The organism is Serratia sp. HRI, from assembly GCF_010119335.3.
GTDB classification, from domain to species: domain Bacteria; phylum Pseudomonadota; class Gammaproteobacteria; order Enterobacterales; family Enterobacteriaceae; genus Serratia; species Serratia nevei.
Genome location: NZ_CP083690.1, coordinates 1,978,316 through 1,995,446, shown reverse-complemented (window position 1 = coordinate 1,995,446; position 17,131 = coordinate 1,978,316). Strand labels below are relative to the sequence as shown.

The window sequence follows — 17,131 nt, the reverse complement described above, 5'->3', positions numbered from 1 at the left end:
GCTAATAAAAATCCGGTGGCTGGAAATATCCCGCCGGCCTGATTTGTCAGCCAAAGTAAACGTTTTTACCTGACTCCCGTCATGGCGATACACTTCTTCTTCTACAGTATTGAATGGATAAGCGATTGCGCTGTCTATGGTAGATATCTGCGTCCGGGCCGTGCGCCCGGCTTTATTTTGTCCCGCGGCGCCGTGGCGCGGCGGTCACCGGGGAGCTGGGCGGCTCCTGCGGTATAACCAGTGAGGAAAGAGCGAGGATGGTCAAGGTGGACAAGCGACGGCTGTTGGCGATGGGGCTGTGCCTGACGGCGTTTTCCGGCGCGGCGCTGGCGGATTCTCTGGATGCGCAACGTCAGCGCTACCAGCAGATCAAACAGGCGTGGGACGGCAATCAGATGGACGTGGTGGCGCAGCTGATGCCGACGCTGCGCGATTACCCGCTTTATCCTTACCTGGAATACCGCGAGCTGACGCAGGATCTGAGTCAGGCGGGGTTCTCCGAGGTGAACGACTTTATCAAACGCAACCCGACGCTGCCGCCGGCGAAATCACTGGCGCCGCGCTTCGTCAATGAGCTGGCGCGTCGCGAAGACTGGCGCACCCTGTTGGCCTTCAGCCCGCAAGCGCCCAAACCGGTGGCGGCGCGCTGCAACTATTACTATGCCAAGTGGGCCACCGGCGATCAGCAGGCGGCCTGGAGCGGCGCAGACGAACTGTGGCTGAACGGCAAAACGCTGCCGAGCGCCTGCGATCGGCTGTTCAGCGTCTGGCGCGGCGCGGGCAAGCAGACGCCGCTCGATATTCTGGCGCGCATGAAGCTGGCGCTGAAAGAGGGCAACAGTTCACTGGTCAGCAACCTCTACAGCCAACTGCCGGCCGACTACCAGACCATGGGCAACGCCCTGGTGCGCTTGCAAAACGATCCGACCACCGTGGAAGCCTTCGCCCGCAGCGTGGGGCCGACCGACTTTACCCGCGCCGCCACCGGCATCGCCTTTGAGCGCCTGGCGCGGCAGGATGTGGAAAACGCGCGGGCGATGATCCCGACGCTTGCGCGGCTGCAGAAAATGAGCGACGACGAGCGGCTGGGGCTGGAAGAGGCGGTGGCCTGGCGCCTGATGGGCAGCGATGCCACCTTTGAACAGGCGCAGTGGCGCGATCAGGTGATCCTGCGCAGCCGTTCGCCTTCGCTGCTGGAGCGCCGGGTACGCATGGCGCTGGGCAACGGCGATCGGCAGGGCGTGGCGACCTGGCTGGCGCGCCTGCCGGAAGCGTCGCGCAACAAGGATGAGTGGCGCTACTGGCGCGCCAGTCAACTGATGGACGAAGGGAAACGCGCCGAAGGCGAGGAGATATTGCGTAACCTGATGACCGAACGCGGCTTCTATCCGATGGTGGCGGCGCAGAAGCTGAACGCCACTTATCCGGTGATGGTGGCGGTGGCGGCCAAGCCGCGCGCGTCGCTGACTGACGGGCCGGAAGTCGCCCGGGTGCGCGAGCTGATGTACTGGAATATGGACAACCTGGCCCGCAGCGAGTGGGGCTCCTACGTCGCCAGCCGCAGCCGGCCGGAACAAGAGGCGCTGGCGCGTTACGCCTTTGAACAAAAATGGGCCGATCTGAGCGTGCAGGCGACCATCGTCGGCAAGCTGTGGGATCACCTGGAGGAACGCTTCCCGGTCGCCTGGCCGCAGGAGTTCCGCCGCGCCACCGATGACAAGGGGATCACCACCAGCTATGCGATGGCGATAGCGCGTCAGGAGAGCGCCTGGAATCCGAAGGCACAGTCGCCGGTTGGCGCTTCCGGCCTGATGCAGGTGATGCCGCGCACCGCGCAGCATACGGTGCAGATGTTCAACATTCCCGGCTACGTCGGCCCGAGCCAGCTGTTCGATCCGCAGACCAACATCACCATCGGCACCAGCTATCTGGAGTCGGTCTATCAGCAGTTCGGCCGCAACCGCATCCTGTCGACCGCCGCCTATAACGCCGGGCCGTCGCGGGTGAACACCTGGCTGGGCAACAGCGCAGGGCGGATCGATCCGGTGGCGTTCATCGAAAGCATTCCGTTCTCGGAAACCCGCGGCTACGTCAAGAACGTGCTGGCCTATGACGCGTTTTACCGCTATCTGACGCACCGGCCGGCCAAGGTGCTGACCGACGCCGAGTGGCAGAGACGTTATTGATTTTGACGGCCCTATGGTATGCTGCTGTACTAGTTAAATAGTATGGTGGCTGCCATGACGCAATTATCGTTAAACGACCCCGCTCTTTCAGAACAAGGCAATGAGGATTGGCTGCGCTTTGTCGCGCTGCTGCAGAATTCGTTTGCGCAAGAACTGCATCAACCGCTGCTGCAGCTGATGCTGACACCGGACGAGCGCACCGCGCTGGGCACTCGGGTGCGGATCATTCAGGAACTGATGCGCGGCGAGATGAGCCAGCGTGAGCTGAAAAATGAACTGGGCGCGGGGATTGCCACCATCACCCGCGGATCGAACAGCCTGAAAGCGGCTTCACCGGCGCTGAAACAGTGGCTTGAGCAGCAGTTGCTGCACGACGCGCCCTAACAGGCTCGGGGTTATTGCTGATAGATGGCGTTGTGGAACGGCACCAGCGCCAGCAGCAGCGCCTGATGATAGACGCTGGTGCGGCTCAGCCGGCCGTCGGTGAAGACGCCGATGGCGCCGCCCTGACGCTTCACCTCGGCGTTGCCGGTGATTGCCGCCATTTCGCTGCCCAATTCGCGACCGTCGCGAATACCTTGTAAGATGACTTCCGGCAGCATCAGGCTCGCCGAGCGGGATTCGCCGCGGATGTGCGGGTTCTCGATGGTCATCCAGGCGAAGGTCATATTCTCTTCAATCCCGGCTTCTACGCCGACCCAAAAATCGGCCTCGGGCCTGACCTGGCGCGCTTCCATGACGCGTTGGCGCGAGCCGGTGCGCGTTTCGTGATTGCCTATCGGCTGCAGCGAGACGCCGCTGGCGACGTCGACGGCTTCAATGCGATAGTGGCCCGCGCCGAAGACGTCGTCGAAGGCCAGTTGAATAGCCTTGATCTTTGCCGGGTTGGTAGTTGCAGCGACAACATGGTACATAACGGGTTTGATATCCTTCTGGCCGATACGCCGGGCAGCGGCAAAAGCGCCGCCGGGCCGGGGATAAACGCAAATTTCACGCAGTATAACGGAAAACAAAAATGTTACAGGTATACCTCGTTCGCCATGGCGAAACGGAATGGAACGCGGCTCGCCGCATCCAGGGTCAGTCCGACAGCCCGTTAACCGCCATGGGTGAACACCAGGCCCGTCTGGTCGCCAGGCGCGTCAGCAAAGAAGGCATTACGCATATCATTACCAGCGATCTGGGGCGCACGCGCCGCACCGCGCAGATCATCGCCGAAGCCTGTGGCTGCGAAGTGATTTGCGATCCGCGTTTGCGTGAGCTGCACATGGGGGTTCTGGAAGAACGCCTGATCGACAGTTTGACGCCGCAGGAAGAGCAGTGGCGCAAACAGATGGTCGATGGTACTCCTGACGGCCGTATCCCTCAAGGCGAATCCATGGAGGAGCTGGGCGAGCGCATGCGCGCCGCGCTGGAGAGCTGCCTGATGCTGCCGGAAGGCAGCAAGCCGCTGCTCGTCAGCCATGGCATCGCGTTGGGGTGTTTGATCAGTACGGTGCTCGGGCTGCCGGCCTATGCGGAACGTCGCCTGCGCTTGCGCAACTGCTCACTGTCGCGCGTCGATCACCAGCAGAGCCCGTGGCTGGCTTCCGGCTGGATCGTGGAAACGGCGGGCGATGTCACGCATCTGGACATGCCCGCGTTGGACGAACTGCAGCGTTAACGTCGAATCGGGATCAGGTAATCGCACTTGATCTCGATAGGCGCCTGATGCGGACGGCGCTCGCCTTTCGGATAGAAGCGCTCGATGTCGTGCCCCTTGCGGCGCGTCAGCTGGAGCGCCGGCAGGCAGGTGCCGTACACCGTCAGGATGAAGTCTTGCAGCCCCTCGGTGGGCCCTTCGTAGCTGAACATCGCAAATTCCCCGCCCGGCAACACCAGCGGCTGGCCTTCCTGTACTTTGTCAGGCACCTGATCCGGCTCCAGCGCCGTGGTGTACAGCACTTCCTGTTCGTCGTCCTTCTCCTGGCTCGGGCGCGAGTGGTGCAGCCCGTACAGCACCGGCGGAAGGGTATCGACGTCACCGAGGAACTGGCGCCAGAACTGCGAGCGCAGTTCGGTGCGCACGGTGGTGATCTGTTCAAGCGTACAGGAGTAGCTTTGGGTCAGGCCAACCAGATGCTTATCCGGCAACGAAACGAATTCCGGCTGCGGCAAGGTGAAGGCCCCCAGACGGATCGGCGGACAGATGCCGAACGCGTTCCAGTCTTCGGCGCGGCGGTACAGCGCCGGCGTTTGCGCAAACTGTTTTTTGAAGGCGCGGGTGAAGGTCTGCTGCGAGTCGAAACGGTATTGCAGGGCGATATCCAAAATCGGCCGGCCGGTCAGACGCAGCGCGACGGCGGCTTTGGACAGCCTCCTTGCCCGGATGTAAGCACCGATGGCGTTACCGGTAATATCTTTGAACATCCGTTGCAGATGCCATTTGGAGTAGCCAGCCTTGGCCGCCACGTTATCCAGCGACAAGGGTTGGTCCAAATGGCTTTCCAGCCAGCTAAGCAGATCACGAATGATACCGGCTTGATCCATAGATCTTCCTCGTAAAGCTTGGGGGTAGGAACCCGAACTGTTGATTCGTCACGCTGGTGCTGCGCTATCAGACCGATCCATGAGCCATTATGCGTTGCACTCTTTGCCTCTGCTGCGCATGCTGCGCCAGAGTTGGATTGGGGTACACCGTAGTGGGCGCAAAGAAATAACGCCGCCGCATCATAGCAATTTTTTTACTCCGCGACTCTCAAAGATTTTCGTCACGCTCTGTGCTAAAACGGACGGTGCGGATCCGTAAAAAACCGATTCCGTGAGCTTAGACATAAATAATGGCGATCGCCGAACCTATTTTTGTGGCAAGGTTATATCGGAGTTAAGTAAATGAAAAAAGGCTGGATATTTTTATTCGGTTTGGTTTGCGCAACCGTTGGCAGCGCGCAGGCGGAGCAGGTAGGTTCCGTTGATACGGTGTTTAAATTGTTGGGGCCAGACCACAAAATCGTGGTGGAAGCGTTCGACGATCCGGATGTTAAAAATGTAACTTGTTATATCAGCCGTGCCAAAACCGGCGGCATCAAAGGCGGCCTGGGGCTGGCGGAAGACACCGCCGACGCGGCCATTTCCTGCCAGCAGGTGGGGCCTATCGAGCTGAGCGACAAGATCAAAAACGGCAAGGCGGAAGGCGATGTGGTGTTCCAGAAACGCACCTCGCTGGTGTTCAAGAAGCTGCAGGTGGTGCGCTTTTACGACGCCAAGCGCAATTCGCTGATTTACCTGAGCTACTCCGACAAGGTGATCGACGGCTCGCCGAAGAACGCGCTGAGCGCGGTGCCGATCATGCCGTGGGCCGAGACGAAATAAAAAAACGGGGTTCAGCATGCTGAACCCCGTTTTCATGACGGCAGGCCGGAATTACTCTTCCAGATCGCCGCAGAAGCGGTAGCCTTCGCCGTGAATGGTGGCGATGATTTCCGGCGTGTCCGGCGTCGATTCGAAGTGTTTGCGAATCCGACGGATAGTGACGTCCACGGTACGGTCATGCGGCTTCAGCTCGCGGCCGGTCATTTTCTTCAGCAGTTCGCCACGGGACTGGATCTTGCCCGGGTTTTCGCAGAAGTGCAGCATGGCGCGGAATTCGCTGCGCGGCAGCTTGTACTGTTCGCCGGCCGGGCTGATCAGCGAGCGGCTGTTGATGTCCAGCTCCCAACCGTTGAACTTGTAGCTCTCGACCAGGCGGCGCTCTTCGCCCAGGCTGCCCAGGTTCATGGTGCGCGACAGCAGGTTGCGTGCGCGGATGGTCAGCTCACGCGGGTTGAACGGCTTGGTGATGTAATCGTCGGCGCCGATTTCCAGGCCGAGGATTTTATCCACTTCGTTATCGCGACCGGTCAGGAACATCAAGGCGACGCTGGCCTGTTCGCGCAGTTCGCGCGCCAACAGCAGGCCGTTTTTGCCTGGCAGGTTGATGTCCATGATGACCAGATTGATATCATTTTCAGACAGGATATTGTGCATCTCTGCACCATCATTGGCTTCATGAACAATGTAGCCTTCCGCCTCGAAAATGCTCTTCAGGGTGTTACGAGTGACTAACTCGTCTTCGACAATCAGAATGTGCGGGGTCTGCATATTTGCTACCTAAAATTGCCAACAAAATAGAAAATCGGAAGTACAGAAGTCTCTGTTTTCTTAGAGGAGGGCAGAGATAGCGCCACGTTCCCTCTCAGCAAATGACTAAAGTACGTAAACTCGTTCTTGATGCACTTTCCATCTCATGTCAACAAGATCGCTAGCCTGGTGGGGATGCTGTTCCCTACAACCCCTTGGGGTGCCAAATCGGCGCATATCCTAACCCCATTAACAGCAATATAACAGCGCGTGCCGAATTCATCACCCAACAAAACTACGCTTTGTTGACATATATCAAATTCAATTGTAGCACGTTAACAGATTTGTGAAAAACACTTACAGAAATGCCAGTTTAAGTCACAGAACCTCAAATTCTGTGAACGATTCAGCATTATCCGGCCCGATAGGATACAATTATTCGCTTATTGATCATCGTCTTGTTTTAACTCATTGATAAATAAATGCAGTAAAACATAAGCACGAATAATGACTATTACGACGGGTTTATTAGCTCAACGAGCCGTTTAATCTTGTTTGTTGCTATTAACGCGTTTATTGTTACGCAATTGTAAATATAAGCGGGCGCTGCGCCACCGTCAAAAACGCAGGCCCGCCTTCGGTGGAAGAGTGATGCAGCTTCATATTGTTTTAGTGGCTCCGGCGCGGCCGGAAAACGTTGGCGCGGCGGCGCGCGCGATGAAAACCATGGGCTTCACGTCGTTGCGCATCGTTGACAGCGAGGCGCACCTGCAGCCGGCGGCGCGCTGGGTGGCACACGGGGCCGGCGAGATCCTCGACGGCGTGCAAACGTTCGCCACGCTGGAACAGGCGCTGGCGGACGTGGATTTCACCGTCGCCACTACCGCCCGCAGCCGCGCGCGTTTTCACTACTACTGCACGCCGCCTGAGCTGCTGGCACAGTTGAGCGAGCGTAAGCAGTGGGTCGGCCAGGCCGCGCTGGTGTTCGGCCGTGAAGATTCCGGCCTGACCAACGAAGAGCTGGCGCTGGCGGATTTGCTGACCGGCGTGCCGATGCAGGCGGACTATCCGTCGCTTAATCTGGGGCAAGCGGTGATGGTGTACTGCTACCAGCTGGCGAGCTTGATGGGCGTCAGCACGCCGAAGGAAACGGCGGCGTCGGAAGGGCAGCTCAAGGCGCTGCGCCGCCGTGCCGATGCCCTGTTGAACGCATTGGAGGTCGGCGACGACCAAAAATTGCGCGACTGGCTGCACCAGCGGCTCGGCGCGCTGCAACAGCGAGATACGGCGATGTTGCATACGTTGCTGCACGACATCGAAAAAAAACTCGCCAAGTGATAGCGGCTTCGTCAAGCGGTTACCCAGAGTGATCCACTATTAAACCGGCTTTAAGTTGTTTTTTTGTTCTGTCATTTTGCTTTTTACTTCCGGTATCGCGCAATGTCGCCGCTGAACGGAAAATAAGCAAAAAAAAGAAATCGTTTGACTTGGGATAGCGATTGCTTTAACCAATAGAGGGGACAGAGTATTTCATGAGACAGACAGACAACATGCGCAATATCAGCCTGAATACCACAATTATTACCACCACCGATACCACAGGTAACGGGGCGGGCTGACGCGCACAGGAAACACAGAAAAAAGCCCGCACCTAATCAGTGCGGGCTTTTTTTTCGGCTTAAATTCGGAGAGATCACACATGCGAGTGCTGAAATTTGGCGGAACCTCGGTGGCGAATGCAGAACGTTTTCTGCGCGTCGCCGACATCATGGAGAGTAACGCGCGTCAGGGACAGGTAGCCACGGTCTTGTCCGCCCCCGCAAAGATCACCAACCATCTGGTGGCGATGATCGACAAAACGGTGGCAGGCCAGGACATTCTGCCGAATATCAGCGACGCCGAGCGGATCTTTGCCGATCTGCTGAGCGGCCTGGCGCAGGCGCTGCCGGGCTTTGAATACGATCGCCTGAAGGGCGTGGTCGATCAGGAGTTCGCGCAGCTCAAGCAGGTGCTGCACGGTGTTTCGCTGCTGGGGCAGTGCCCGGACAGCGTGAACGCGGCTATTATCTGCCGCGGCGAAAAGCTCTCCATCGCCATCATGGAAGGGGTATTCCGCGCCAAGGGCTACCCGGTCACGGTGATCAACCCGGTGGAGAAACTGCTGGCGCAGGGCCACTACCTGGAGTCCACCGTGGACATCGCCGAGTCCACGCTGCGCATCGCCGCGGCGGCGATCCCGGCCGACCATATCGTGCTGATGGCCGGTTTCACCGCCGGTAACGACAAGGGCGAGCTGGTGGTGCTGGGCCGTAACGGCTCCGACTATTCCGCTGCCGTGCTGGCCGCCTGCCTGCGCGCAGACTGTTGCGAGATCTGGACCGACGTCGACGGCGTGTATACCTGCGATCCGCGCACCGTGCCGGACGCCAGGCTGCTGAAATCGATGTCGTACCAGGAGGCGATGGAGCTCTCCTACTTCGGCGCCAAAGTGCTGCACCCTCGCACCATCACGCCGATTGCCCAGTTCCAAATCCCTTGCCTGATTAAAAACACCTCCAACCCGCAGGCCCCCGGCACGCTGATCGGCAAAGACAGCACCGATGACGCGATGCCGGTGAAAGGCATCACCAACCTGAACAACATGGCGATGATCAACGTCTCCGGCCCGGGCATGAAAGGCATGGTCGGCATGGCCGCGCGGGTGTTCGCCGTGATGTCGCGCGCCGGCATTTCGGTGGTGCTGATCACCCAATCCTCTTCCGAATACAGCATCAGCTTCTGCGTGCCGCAGGGCGAACTGCAGCGCGCCCGCCGCGCGCTGGAGGAGGAGTTCTATCTGGAGTTGAAAGACGGCGTGCTGGATCCGCTGGACGTCATGGAACGCCTGGCGATCATCTCGGTGGTCGGCGACGGCATGCGCACCTTGCGTGGTATCTCCGCGCGCTTCTTCTCCGCGCTGGCGCGCGCCAACATCAATATCGTCGCCATCGCCCAGGGCTCTTCCGAGCGTTCAATTTCGGTGGTGGTCAGCAATGATTCCGCCACCACCGGCGTGCGCGTCAGCCACCAGATGCTGTTCAACACCGATCAGGTGATCGAAGTGTTCGTCATCGGCGTCGGCGGCGTCGGCGGGGCGCTGATTGAGCAGATCTACCGCCAGCAGCCGTGGCTGAAGCAAAAACATATCGACCTGCGGGTGTGCGGCATCGCCAACTCGCGCGTGATGCTGACCAACGTGCACGGTATCGCGCTGGACAGCTGGCGCGACGAACTGGCCGGCGCGCAGGAGCCGTTCAATCTCGGCCGCCTGATCCGGCTGGTGAAGGAGTATCACCTGTTGAACCCGGTGATCGTCGACTGTACCTCCAGCCAGGCGGTGGCCGATCAGTATGTGGACTTCCTGGCGGACGGTTTCCACGTGGTGACGCCGAACAAAAAGGCCAACACCTCGTCGATGAACTATTATCAGCAACTGCGTGCGGCCGCCGCCGGTTCGCACCGCAAGTTCCTCTATGACACCAACGTCGGCGCCGGTTTACCGGTGATTGAGAACCTGCAAAACCTGCTGAACGCCGGCGATGAGCTGGTGCGCTTCTCCGGCATCCTGTCCGGTTCGCTGTCCTTTATCTTCGGCAAGCTGGACGACGGGCTGTCGCTGTCGGCGGCGACCCTGCAGGCCCGGGCCAACGGCTACACCGAGCCTGATCCGCGTGACGATCTGTCCGGTATGGACGTGGCGCGCAAGCTGCTGATCCTGGCGCGCGAGGCCGGTTACAAGCTGGAGCTGAGCGATATCGAGGTCGAGCCGGTGCTGCCGCCGTCCTTCGACGCATCGGGCGACGTGGATCAGTTCCTGGCGCGGCTGCCGGAGCTGGATAAAGAGTTCGCGCGCAACGTGGCCAACGCCGCCGAGCAAGGCAAGGTGCTGCGCTATGTCGGCCTGATCGACGAAGGGCGCTGCAAGGTGCGCATCGAGGCAGTGGACGGCAACGATCCGTTGTATAAAGTGAAGAACGGCGAGAACGCGCTGGCCTTCTACAGCCGCTACTATCAGCCGCTGCCGCTGGTGCTGCGCGGCTACGGCGCCGGTAACGATGTGACCGCTGCGGGCGTGTTCGCCGATCTGCTGCGCACACTGTCATGGAAGTTGGGAGTTTAATATGGTTAAGGTGTATGCACCGGCCTCGATCGGTAACGTCAGCGTCGGTTTCGATGTGCTGGGCGCGGCGGTTTCGCCGATCGACGGCACGCTGCTGGGCGACTGCGTCAGCGTCGAAGCCGCCGAGACGTTCAGTTTGCAGAATGCCGGGCGCTTCGTCAGCAAGCTGCCGGCAGAGCCGAAAGAGAACATCGTTTATCAATGCTGGGAGCGTTTCTGCCAGGAGATCGGCCGCGAAGTGCCGGTGGCGATGCGGTTGGAAAAGAACATGCCGATCGGATCGGGGCTGGGCTCCAGCGCCTGTTCGGTGGTCGCCGGGTTGATGGCGATGAACGAATTCTGCGATCGGCCGCTGGATAAGACGACGCTGCTCGGCCTGATGGGCGAGCTGGAAGGCCGCATTTCCGGCAGCGTGCATTACGACAACGTGGCGCCTTGCTACCTTGGCGGCCTGCAGCTGATGCTGGAAGAAGAAGGCATCATCAGCCAGGAGGTGCCTTGCTTCGACGATTGGCTGTGGGTCATGGCCTATCCGGGCATCAAGGTCTCCACCGCCGAAGCGCGCGCCATTTTACCCGCGCAATACCGTCGTCAGGATTGCATCAGCCACGGCCGCTATCTGGCCGGCTTTATCCATGCCTGCCACACCCGGCAGCCGCAGCTGGCCGCCAAATTGATGCAGGACGTGATCGCCGAACCGTACCGCACCCGGCTGCTGCCGGGCTTCGCCGAAGCGCGCAAGGCGGCGCAGGAGATCGGCGCGCTGGCCTGCGGCATCTCCGGTTCCGGCCCGACGCTGTTCGCTGTCTGCAACGACGGCGCCACCGCGCAACGCATGGCCGCCTGGCTGCAACAACACTATCTGCAAAACGACGAAGGTTTTGTTCATATTTGCCGTCTGGATACCGCAGGCGCTCGACTACTGGGATAACGCATGAAACTGTACAACCTTAAGGATCACAACGAGCAAGTCAGCTTCGCGCAGGCGATCAAGCAAGGCCTGGGCAAGCAGCAGGGGCTGTTCTTCCCGCTGGAGCTGCCGGAGTTCGAACTGACCGAGATCGATCAGCTCCTGGAGCAGGACTTTGTCACCCGCAGCAGCCGCATTCTGTCGGCCTTTATCGGCGAAGAGCTACCGGAAGCGGCGCTGAAGAAACGCGTGCAGGCCGCCTTTGAGTTCCCGGCGCCGGTGGCGAAAGTGACCGAAGACGTCTCCTGCCTGGAGCTGTTCCACGGCCCGACGCTGGCGTTCAAAGACTTCGGCGGCCGCTTTATGGCGCAGATGCTGGCGGAAGTGGCCGGCGATCAGCCGGTGACCATTTTGACCGCCACCTCCGGCGACACCGGCGCCGCCGTGGCGCACGCCTTCTACGGCCTGAAAAACGTCCGGGTGGTGATCCTCTACCCGCAGGGCAAAATCAGTCCGCTGCAGGAGAAGCTGTTCTGTACCCTGGGCGGCAACATTCACACCGTAGCGATCGACGGCGACTTCGATGCTTGCCAGGCGCTGGTGAAGCAGGCGTTCGACGATCGGGAATTGAAAGACGCGCTGCACCTGAACTCGGCCAACTCGATCAACATCAGCCGCTTGCTGGCGCAGATCTGCTACTACTTCGAAGCGGTGGCGCAGCTGCCGCAGGAAGCGCGCAATCAGCTGGTCATCTCGGTGCCGAGCGGTAACTTCGGCGATCTGACCGCCGGGCTGCTGGCCAAGTCGCTGGGGCTGCCGGTGAAGCGCTTCATCGCCGCCACCAACGCCAACGACACCGTGCCGCGCTTCCTGACCAGCGGCCAGTGGCAGCCGCACGCCACGGTCGCGACGCTGTCCAACGCCATGGACGTCAGCCAGCCAAACAACTGGCCGCGCGTGGAAGAGCTGTTCCGTCGTAAGGTCTGGCAGCTGAAAGCGCTGGGCCACGCGGCGGTCAGCGATGAGACCACCAAGGAAACGATGCGTGAACTGGCCGAGCTGGGTTATATCTCAGAACCGCACGCGGCCATTGCCTATCGCGCGCTGCGCGATCAGCTGCAGGAAGGGGAGTTCGGTCTGTTCCTCGGCACGGCGCATCCGGCCAAGTTTAAAGAGAGCGTAGAAGCGATCCTCGGCCAGGAACTGTCGTTGCCGAAAGCGCTGGCGCTGCGGGCCGATCTGCCGCTGCTGTCGCACACGCTGCCGGCCGGCTTTGCCGAGCTGCGCAAATTCCTGATGGCGTTGCCGGCCTGAAGTTCGGCAGGCTAGAATGCGAAAAGCCGTCTTGCGACGGCTTTTTTTATACCTGCTCCGGGCGTTTGAACACCAGTTCATTGCCCTGCGAGGCGGCTTCGTCGAAGGCGTAGCCTTCCAGGTTGAAGTCCACCAGCTGCTCGCTGCGCGTCAGGCGGTTCTTGATGATAAAGCGGCTCATCAACCCGCGCGCTTTCTTGGCGTAGAAGCTGATGACCTTGTACTTGCCGTTCTTCTCGTCGAGGAAGACCGGTTTGATCAGCGCGCCGTGCAGTTTGGCCGGCTTCACCGCCTTGAAATACTCGTCGGACGCCAGGTTGACCACCACGTCGTCGCCCTGCTGCTCCAGCGCTTCGTTGAGTTTCTGGGTGATCTGATCGCCCCAGAAGCTGTACAGATCTTTGCCTTTCGGGTTTTCCAGCTTGATGCCCATCTCCAGCCGGTACGGCATCATCAGATCGAGCGGGCGCAGCACGCCATACAGACCGGACAGCATACGCAGATGCTGCTGGGCAAAGTCAAAATCGGCCTCGTTGAAATCCTGCGCCTGCAGGCCGGTGTAAACGTCGCCCTTGAACGCCAGCAGCGCCTGACGGGCATTGTCTGGGGTAAATTTCGGCTGCCACTCGCTAAAGCGCGCGGCGTTCAGCCCGGCCAGCTTGTCGCTGATGCTCATCAGGCTGGCGATTTGCGCCGGCGTCAGCTCGCGGCAAATTTTGATAAGCCGCTGAGACTTGTCCAGCAGTTCGGGCTGCGTGAAGCGTTCTGTCGCCAGCGGGCTGTCGTAATCGAGAGTTTTTGCAGGGGAAATAATAACGAGCATGGCCAGATCCTGTTTATCCAAGTGCGCATACTGTAGCAAAAAGCGCGGGAAAAAGGGGCTATCGGTCCAATAGGCGGGGCGCGCATCGCACGCGCCCCGGAATACTCAGCGCGGCGGCAGCTTGTCGTCCCACACGCCCGGCTCCAGCTGCGATTTCAGCTCCGGGTAACGGTTGGCGTCGAAGGTCGGCAGCTTGCCCAGGCGGCGCTGGCGATGGTAGTCGTCGGCCAGCTTCAGCGCCACCCGCGACAGCAGCAAGATAGCCGTCAGGTTGGTGATGGCCATCAGCGCCATGGAGGTATCCGCCATTTTCCACACCAGCGGCAGATCCGCCAGTGCGCCGAACATCACCATGCCCAGCGCCACACAGCGGAAAATCAGCAGGCCGCCCGGGTGGTTGTGCTCGAGGAACACCAGGTTGCTCTCGGCATAGGCGTAGTTGGCGATGATCGAGGTAAAGGCGAAGAAGAAGATGGCGATGGCGACGAACGGAGTCCCCCAACTGCCGACGGCGGTCGACAGCGCGCGCTGGGTCAGGTCGATGCCGCTGATGCTGTCGGTCGGCTGATCGAGAATGCCGGAAGAGAGGATGATCGCCGCGGTGGCGCTGCAGATGACGATGGTATCGATAAATACCCCGAGCATTTGCACGTAGCCTTGTGAGGCAGGATGCGGAGGATAAGGCGAGGCGGACGCCGCCGCATTGGGCGCCGAGCCCATGCCGGCTTCGTTGGAGAACAGGCCGCGCTGCACGCCCTGGGTCATCGCCTGGGAGATACCGTAACCGACGGCGCCGGCCGCGGCTTCCTGCAGGCCGAAGGCGCTTTTGAAGATCAGCGCCAGGATCGCCGGCATGTGCTCGATGTTATGGCCAATCACCCAGAGGGCCAACAGCAGGTAGGCGCCCGCCATCAGCGGCACCACCAGTTCGGCCACTTTGGCAATGGAGCGAATGCCGCCGAAGATTACCACCCCGCTCAGCACCACCAGGCCGATGCCGACGTGCAGCGGCTGCAAATGGAAGGCGACGGCGGAGGCCTGGGCGATGGAGTTGGCCTGCACGGCGTTGAATACCAGGCCGAACGCGATGATCAGGAAGATGGAAAACAGCACGCCCATCCAGCGCATGCCGAGGCCCTTTTCCATGTAGTAGGCCGGGCCGCCGCGGTAGTTGCCGTTATCGTCTTTGGTTTTGTAGAGCTGCGCCAGCGAGCTTTCCACAAAGGAGGTGGCCATGCCGATAAACGCCACCACCCACATCCAGAAGATGGCGCCGGGGCCGCCGGCGGTCAGGGCGATGGCGACGCCGGTCAGGTTGCCGGTGCCGACGCGCGCCGCCAGCGTGGTACACAGCGCCTGGAAAGAGGAGATGCCGGCGCTGTCGCTTTTATTACTGTTTTTCAACACCGAGAACATGTGGCTGAAGTGGCGGAGCTGGATAAAGCGGGTGCGCAACGTGAAGTAGATGCCGGTGCCGAGCAGCAGATAAATCAGCACCGATCCCCACAAAATATTGTTTATAAAGTTCATCAGGTCCGTCAAGGGATCCCTCCTCTTATCGAAATTTAATGCGCACCTTGCAGCATCCACCGCAGGTGAAAAACATTGGCCTATTTTTTACAAGAGCTTAGCTGGAATTGGTCCGGCGTCAGTCGATTAAGATTTTTCGCAGATTAGCGGACGAATTGCATCAATTTTTTCGAATTTAACATAATTTATTCGGACAATAGCACGTTATTGCCTTTCCATCCGCTCGGTTATGGCGAAAGATATCGGCGTAAACGGTTGCTCGCCCAAGGATAAAACAGATGCTTGCGCGCCGCGGTTTTCCAGCCTTGCACCGGGCTTGGCGCATGTTATTATCAGGGTAGGGCATGGTTGAACAATGCCAAAAGTTCATGCACAAACGATGAGATAATGCCAACATGACCGACAAATTAACTTCCCTGCGCCAGCTGACCACGGTGGTTGCAGATACGGGTGATATCGCGGCAATGAAGCTGTATCAACCGCAGGACGCTACAACCAACCCTTCGCTGATCCTCAATGCAGCCCAAATTCCTGAATACCGCAAACTGATTGACGAAGCCATCGCCTGGGCGCGCGGCCAGAGCAGCGATCGCGAGCAGCAGATCGCCGACGCTGCCGACAAGCTGGCGGTCAACATCGGTCTGGAAATCCTCAAACTGGTTCCGGGCCGCATCTCCACCGAAGTGGATGCGCGTCTGTCTTACGACACCGTCGCCAGCGTGGCCAAGGCCAAGCGCCTGATCAAACTGTACAACGAAGCCGGCATCAGCAACGATCGCATCCTGATCAAACTGGCCTCGACCTGGCAGGGCATCCGCGCTGCGGAGCAGCTGGAGAAAGAAGGCATCAACTGTAACCTGACGCTGCTGTTCTCCTTCGCTCAGGCTCGCGCCTGTGCCGAAGCCGGCGTTTACCTGATCTCGCCGTTCGTCGGCCGTATCCTCGACTGGTACAAAGCCAACGGCGACAAGAAAGAGTTCGCCCCGCACGAAGATCCGGGCGTGATCTCCGTGACCGAAATCTACCAGTACTACAAACAGCACGGTTACAACACCGTGGTGATGGGCGCCAGCTTCCGTAACGTCGGCGAAATCATCGAACTGGCCGGCTGTGACCGCCTGACCATCGCCCCTGCGCTGCTGAAAGAGCTGGCGGAGAGCGAAGGCACGCTGGAGCGCAAACTGTCTTACACCGGTGAAGTGAAGGCGCGTCCTGCCGCACTGACCGAACCTGAGTTCTACTGGCAGCACAACCAGGATCCGATGGCGGTTGAGAAACTGACCGACGGTATCCGCAAGTTCGCCGTAGACCAGGGCAAACTGGAAAAAATGATCGCCGACCTGCTGTAATTCCCGCAGATCGCACAGTAAAAAGGTGGCTCAGGCCACCTTTTTTTAGCCCGACGCTCCCGCCGGCGGGGGAAGCCCTTATACTCTCGGCAATGACAACAGAACGGGAGACGAACCCGTTCGGACCCCATCAGGCTGTAGAGGTGACGCATGGATATTTTACGTATTGGTTTGGTTTCCGTTTCCGATCGCGCTTCCGGCGGCGTTTATCAGGATAAAGGCATCCCGGCGCTGGAAGAGTGGCTGAGCGGCGCGCTGGCGACGCCGTTCAAGCTGGAAACCCGGCTGATCCCCGATGAGCAGACGCAAATTGAACAGACGCTGTGCGAGCTGGTGGACGAAATGGGCTGCCATCTGGTGCTGACCACCGGCGGTACCGGGCCGGCGCGCCGTGATGTCACCCCCGACGCCACGCTGGCGATCGCCGATCGTGTGATGCCCGGCTTCGGCGAGCAAATGCGTCAGATCAGCCTACACTATGTGCCAACGGCAATTCTTTCTCGCCAGGTGGGGGCGATCCGCAAACAGGCGCTGATCATCAACCTGCCCGGCCAACCGAAGTCGATCAAGGAAACGCTGGAAGGGGTAAAGGATGAGCAGGGCAATGCGGTGGTACACGGCATCTTCGCCAGCGTGCCTTATTGCATTCAACTGCTCGACGGGCCTTACGTCGAAACGCACGCCGCGGTGGTAGCAGCATTTCGGCCAAAGAGCGCGCGTCGCGAGATAAACCTCTAAATTTCAGCATTCTGCGAGATCGGC

At 59.8% G+C, this 17,131-nt stretch carries 16 protein-coding genes and 1 other annotated feature; of the genes, 11 read left to right on the top strand and 5 right to left on the bottom strand.

What is annotated here, in order from left to right:
- Positions 1–257: 257 nt before the first annotated feature.
- Together sltY and trpR are read left to right on the top strand one after the other, a co-directional pair.
- Positions 258–2,186, top strand: coding sequence for a murein transglycosylase (sltY, locus tag GF111_RS09685; protein WP_047729027.1), 1,929 nt, complete (start codon positions 258–260; stop codon positions 2,184–2,186).
- Between the two features lie 54 nt (positions 2,187–2,240).
- Positions 2,241–2,570 carry a trp operon repressor gene (trpR, locus tag GF111_RS09680; protein ID WP_016929152.1) on the top strand — a complete coding sequence of 110 codons (330 nt, stop codon included), beginning with the start codon at positions 2,241–2,243 and terminating at the stop codon, positions 2,568–2,570.
- Positions 2,571–2,581: 11 nt separating this feature from the next.
- Here trpR and yjjX read toward each other — a convergent pair whose 3' ends face one another.
- Complete coding sequence (yjjX, locus tag GF111_RS09675) at positions 2,582–3,100, bottom strand: inosine/xanthosine triphosphatase (protein WP_038878532.1); 519 nt, start codon at positions 3,098–3,100, stop codon at positions 2,582–2,584.
- 101 nt (positions 3,101–3,201) lie between these two features.
- On the opposite strand from yjjX, the gene gpmB reads away from it, so the two are divergent.
- Positions 3,202–3,849 carry a 2,3-diphosphoglycerate-dependent phosphoglycerate mutase GpmB gene (gene gpmB, locus GF111_RS09670; protein ID WP_038878534.1) on the top strand — a complete coding sequence of 216 codons (648 nt, stop codon included), beginning with the start codon at positions 3,202–3,204 and terminating at the stop codon, positions 3,847–3,849.
- Here the strand turns inward: gpmB and robA are convergent.
- Positions 3,846–4,715: an MDR efflux pump AcrAB transcriptional activator RobA gene (robA, locus tag GF111_RS09665; RefSeq protein ID WP_038878537.1), complete on the bottom strand. Its 870-nt coding sequence runs from the start codon at positions 4,713–4,715 to the stop codon at positions 3,846–3,848. The two genes, gpmB and robA, sit on opposite strands and share 4 nt — an antisense overlap.
- A 342-nt stretch (positions 4,716–5,057) precedes the next feature.
- Here robA and creA point away from each other — a divergent pair, with 342 nt between their 5' ends.
- Positions 5,058–5,537: a protein CreA gene (gene creA / locus GF111_RS09660; RefSeq protein WP_038878540.1), complete on the top strand. Its 480-nt coding sequence runs from the start codon at positions 5,058–5,060 to the stop codon at positions 5,535–5,537.
- A gap of 51 nt (positions 5,538–5,588) precedes the next feature.
- On the opposite strand, the gene arcA is transcribed toward creA, so the two are convergent.
- Positions 5,589–6,305, bottom strand: coding sequence for a two-component system response regulator ArcA (gene arcA / locus GF111_RS09655; protein WP_004933003.1), 717 nt, complete (start codon positions 6,303–6,305; stop codon positions 5,589–5,591).
- Between the two features lie 630 nt (positions 6,306–6,935).
- Here arcA and GF111_RS09650 point away from each other — a divergent pair.
- From GF111_RS09650 to thrC, 5 genes are all read left to right on the top strand, one after another.
- Positions 6,936–7,622: a tRNA/rRNA methyltransferase gene (locus GF111_RS09650; protein WP_038878543.1), complete on the top strand. Its 687-nt coding sequence runs from the start codon at positions 6,936–6,938 to the stop codon at positions 7,620–7,622.
- 194 nt (positions 7,623–7,816) lie between these two features.
- Positions 7,817–7,903, top strand: a complete 87-nt coding sequence (gene thrL / locus GF111_RS09645; RefSeq protein WP_071532847.1) for a thr operon leader peptide — start codon at positions 7,817–7,819, stop codon at positions 7,901–7,903.
- Positions 7,842–7,959 (top strand) — a sequence feature (Thr leader region). It overlaps the preceding gene by 62 nt.
- A 24-nt stretch (positions 7,960–7,983) precedes the next feature.
- Positions 7,984–10,443, top strand: coding sequence for a bifunctional aspartate kinase/homoserine dehydrogenase I (gene thrA / locus GF111_RS09640; protein WP_055317167.1), 2,460 nt, complete (start codon positions 7,984–7,986; stop codon positions 10,441–10,443).
- A 1-nt stretch (position 10,444) separates the two neighbouring features.
- On the top strand, positions 10,445–11,374 hold the full coding sequence (gene thrB / locus GF111_RS09635) for a homoserine kinase (RefSeq protein ID WP_004932993.1): 930 nt from the start codon (positions 10,445–10,447) through the stop codon (positions 11,372–11,374).
- Between the two features lie 3 nt (positions 11,375–11,377).
- Positions 11,378–12,667, top strand: a complete 1,290-nt coding sequence (gene thrC, locus GF111_RS09630; RefSeq protein WP_147190131.1) for a threonine synthase — start codon at positions 11,378–11,380, stop codon at positions 12,665–12,667.
- A gap of 46 nt (positions 12,668–12,713) precedes the next feature.
- Here the strand turns inward: thrC and yaaA are convergent, their stop codons facing one another.
- Together yaaA and GF111_RS09620 are read right to left on the bottom strand one after the other, a co-directional pair.
- A complete protein-coding gene (gene yaaA / locus GF111_RS09625; RefSeq protein WP_038878578.1) occupies positions 12,714–13,490 on the bottom strand; it encodes a peroxide stress protein YaaA in 777 nt (258 codons plus the stop codon).
- A gap of 105 nt (positions 13,491–13,595) precedes the next feature.
- Positions 13,596–15,032, bottom strand: coding sequence for a sodium:alanine symporter family protein (locus GF111_RS09620; protein WP_147190129.1), 1,437 nt, complete (start codon positions 15,030–15,032; stop codon positions 13,596–13,598).
- 383 nt (positions 15,033–15,415) lie between these two features.
- Here GF111_RS09620 and tal point away from each other — a divergent pair, with 383 nt between their 5' ends.
- Together tal and mog are read left to right on the top strand one after the other, a co-directional pair.
- Positions 15,416–16,369, top strand: coding sequence for a transaldolase (gene tal / locus GF111_RS09615; protein WP_047729021.1), 954 nt, complete (start codon positions 15,416–15,418; stop codon positions 16,367–16,369).
- 150 nt (positions 16,370–16,519) lie between these two features.
- Positions 16,520–17,107 (top strand): molybdopterin adenylyltransferase, encoded by a 588-nt coding sequence (gene mog / locus GF111_RS09610; RefSeq protein ID WP_004932980.1) that lies wholly within the window; start codon positions 16,520–16,522, stop codon positions 17,105–17,107.
- Positions 17,108–17,131: the final 24 nt, after the last annotated feature.

Excerpts from the sequence above, each read along its gene's own strand:
- sltY (WP_047729027.1), top strand. The coding sequence starts at position 258 with ATGGTCAAGGTGGACAAGCGACGGCTGTTGGCGATGGGGCTGTGCCTG.
- trpR (WP_016929152.1), top strand. The coding sequence starts at position 2,241 with ATGACGCAATTATCGTTAAACGACCCCGCTCTTTCAGAACAAGGCAAT.
- yjjX (WP_038878532.1), bottom strand. The coding sequence starts at position 3,100 with ATGTACCATGTTGTCGCTGCAACTACCAACCCGGCAAAGATCAAGGCT.
- gpmB (WP_038878534.1), top strand. The coding sequence starts at position 3,202 with ATGTTACAGGTATACCTCGTTCGCCATGGCGAAACGGAATGGAACGCG.
- robA (WP_038878537.1), bottom strand. The coding sequence starts at position 4,715 with ATGGATCAAGCCGGTATCATTCGTGATCTGCTTAGCTGGCTGGAAAGC.
- creA (WP_038878540.1), top strand. The coding sequence starts at position 5,058 with ATGAAAAAAGGCTGGATATTTTTATTCGGTTTGGTTTGCGCAACCGTT.
- arcA (WP_004933003.1), bottom strand. The coding sequence starts at position 6,305 with ATGCAGACCCCGCACATTCTGATTGTCGAAGACGAGTTAGTCACTCGT.
- GF111_RS09650 (WP_038878543.1), top strand. The coding sequence starts at position 6,936 with ATGCAGCTTCATATTGTTTTAGTGGCTCCGGCGCGGCCGGAAAACGTT.
- thrL (WP_071532847.1), top strand. The coding sequence starts at position 7,817 with ATGAGACAGACAGACAACATGCGCAATATCAGCCTGAATACCACAATT.
- thrA (WP_055317167.1), top strand. The coding sequence starts at position 7,984 with ATGCGAGTGCTGAAATTTGGCGGAACCTCGGTGGCGAATGCAGAACGT.
- thrB (WP_004932993.1), top strand. The coding sequence starts at position 10,445 with ATGGTTAAGGTGTATGCACCGGCCTCGATCGGTAACGTCAGCGTCGGT.
- thrC (WP_147190131.1), top strand. The coding sequence starts at position 11,378 with ATGAAACTGTACAACCTTAAGGATCACAACGAGCAAGTCAGCTTCGCG.
- yaaA (WP_038878578.1), bottom strand. The coding sequence starts at position 13,490 with ATGCTCGTTATTATTTCCCCTGCAAAAACTCTCGATTACGACAGCCCG.
- tal (WP_047729021.1), top strand. The coding sequence starts at position 15,416 with ATGACCGACAAATTAACTTCCCTGCGCCAGCTGACCACGGTGGTTGCA.
- mog (WP_004932980.1), top strand. The coding sequence starts at position 16,520 with ATGGATATTTTACGTATTGGTTTGGTTTCCGTTTCCGATCGCGCTTCC.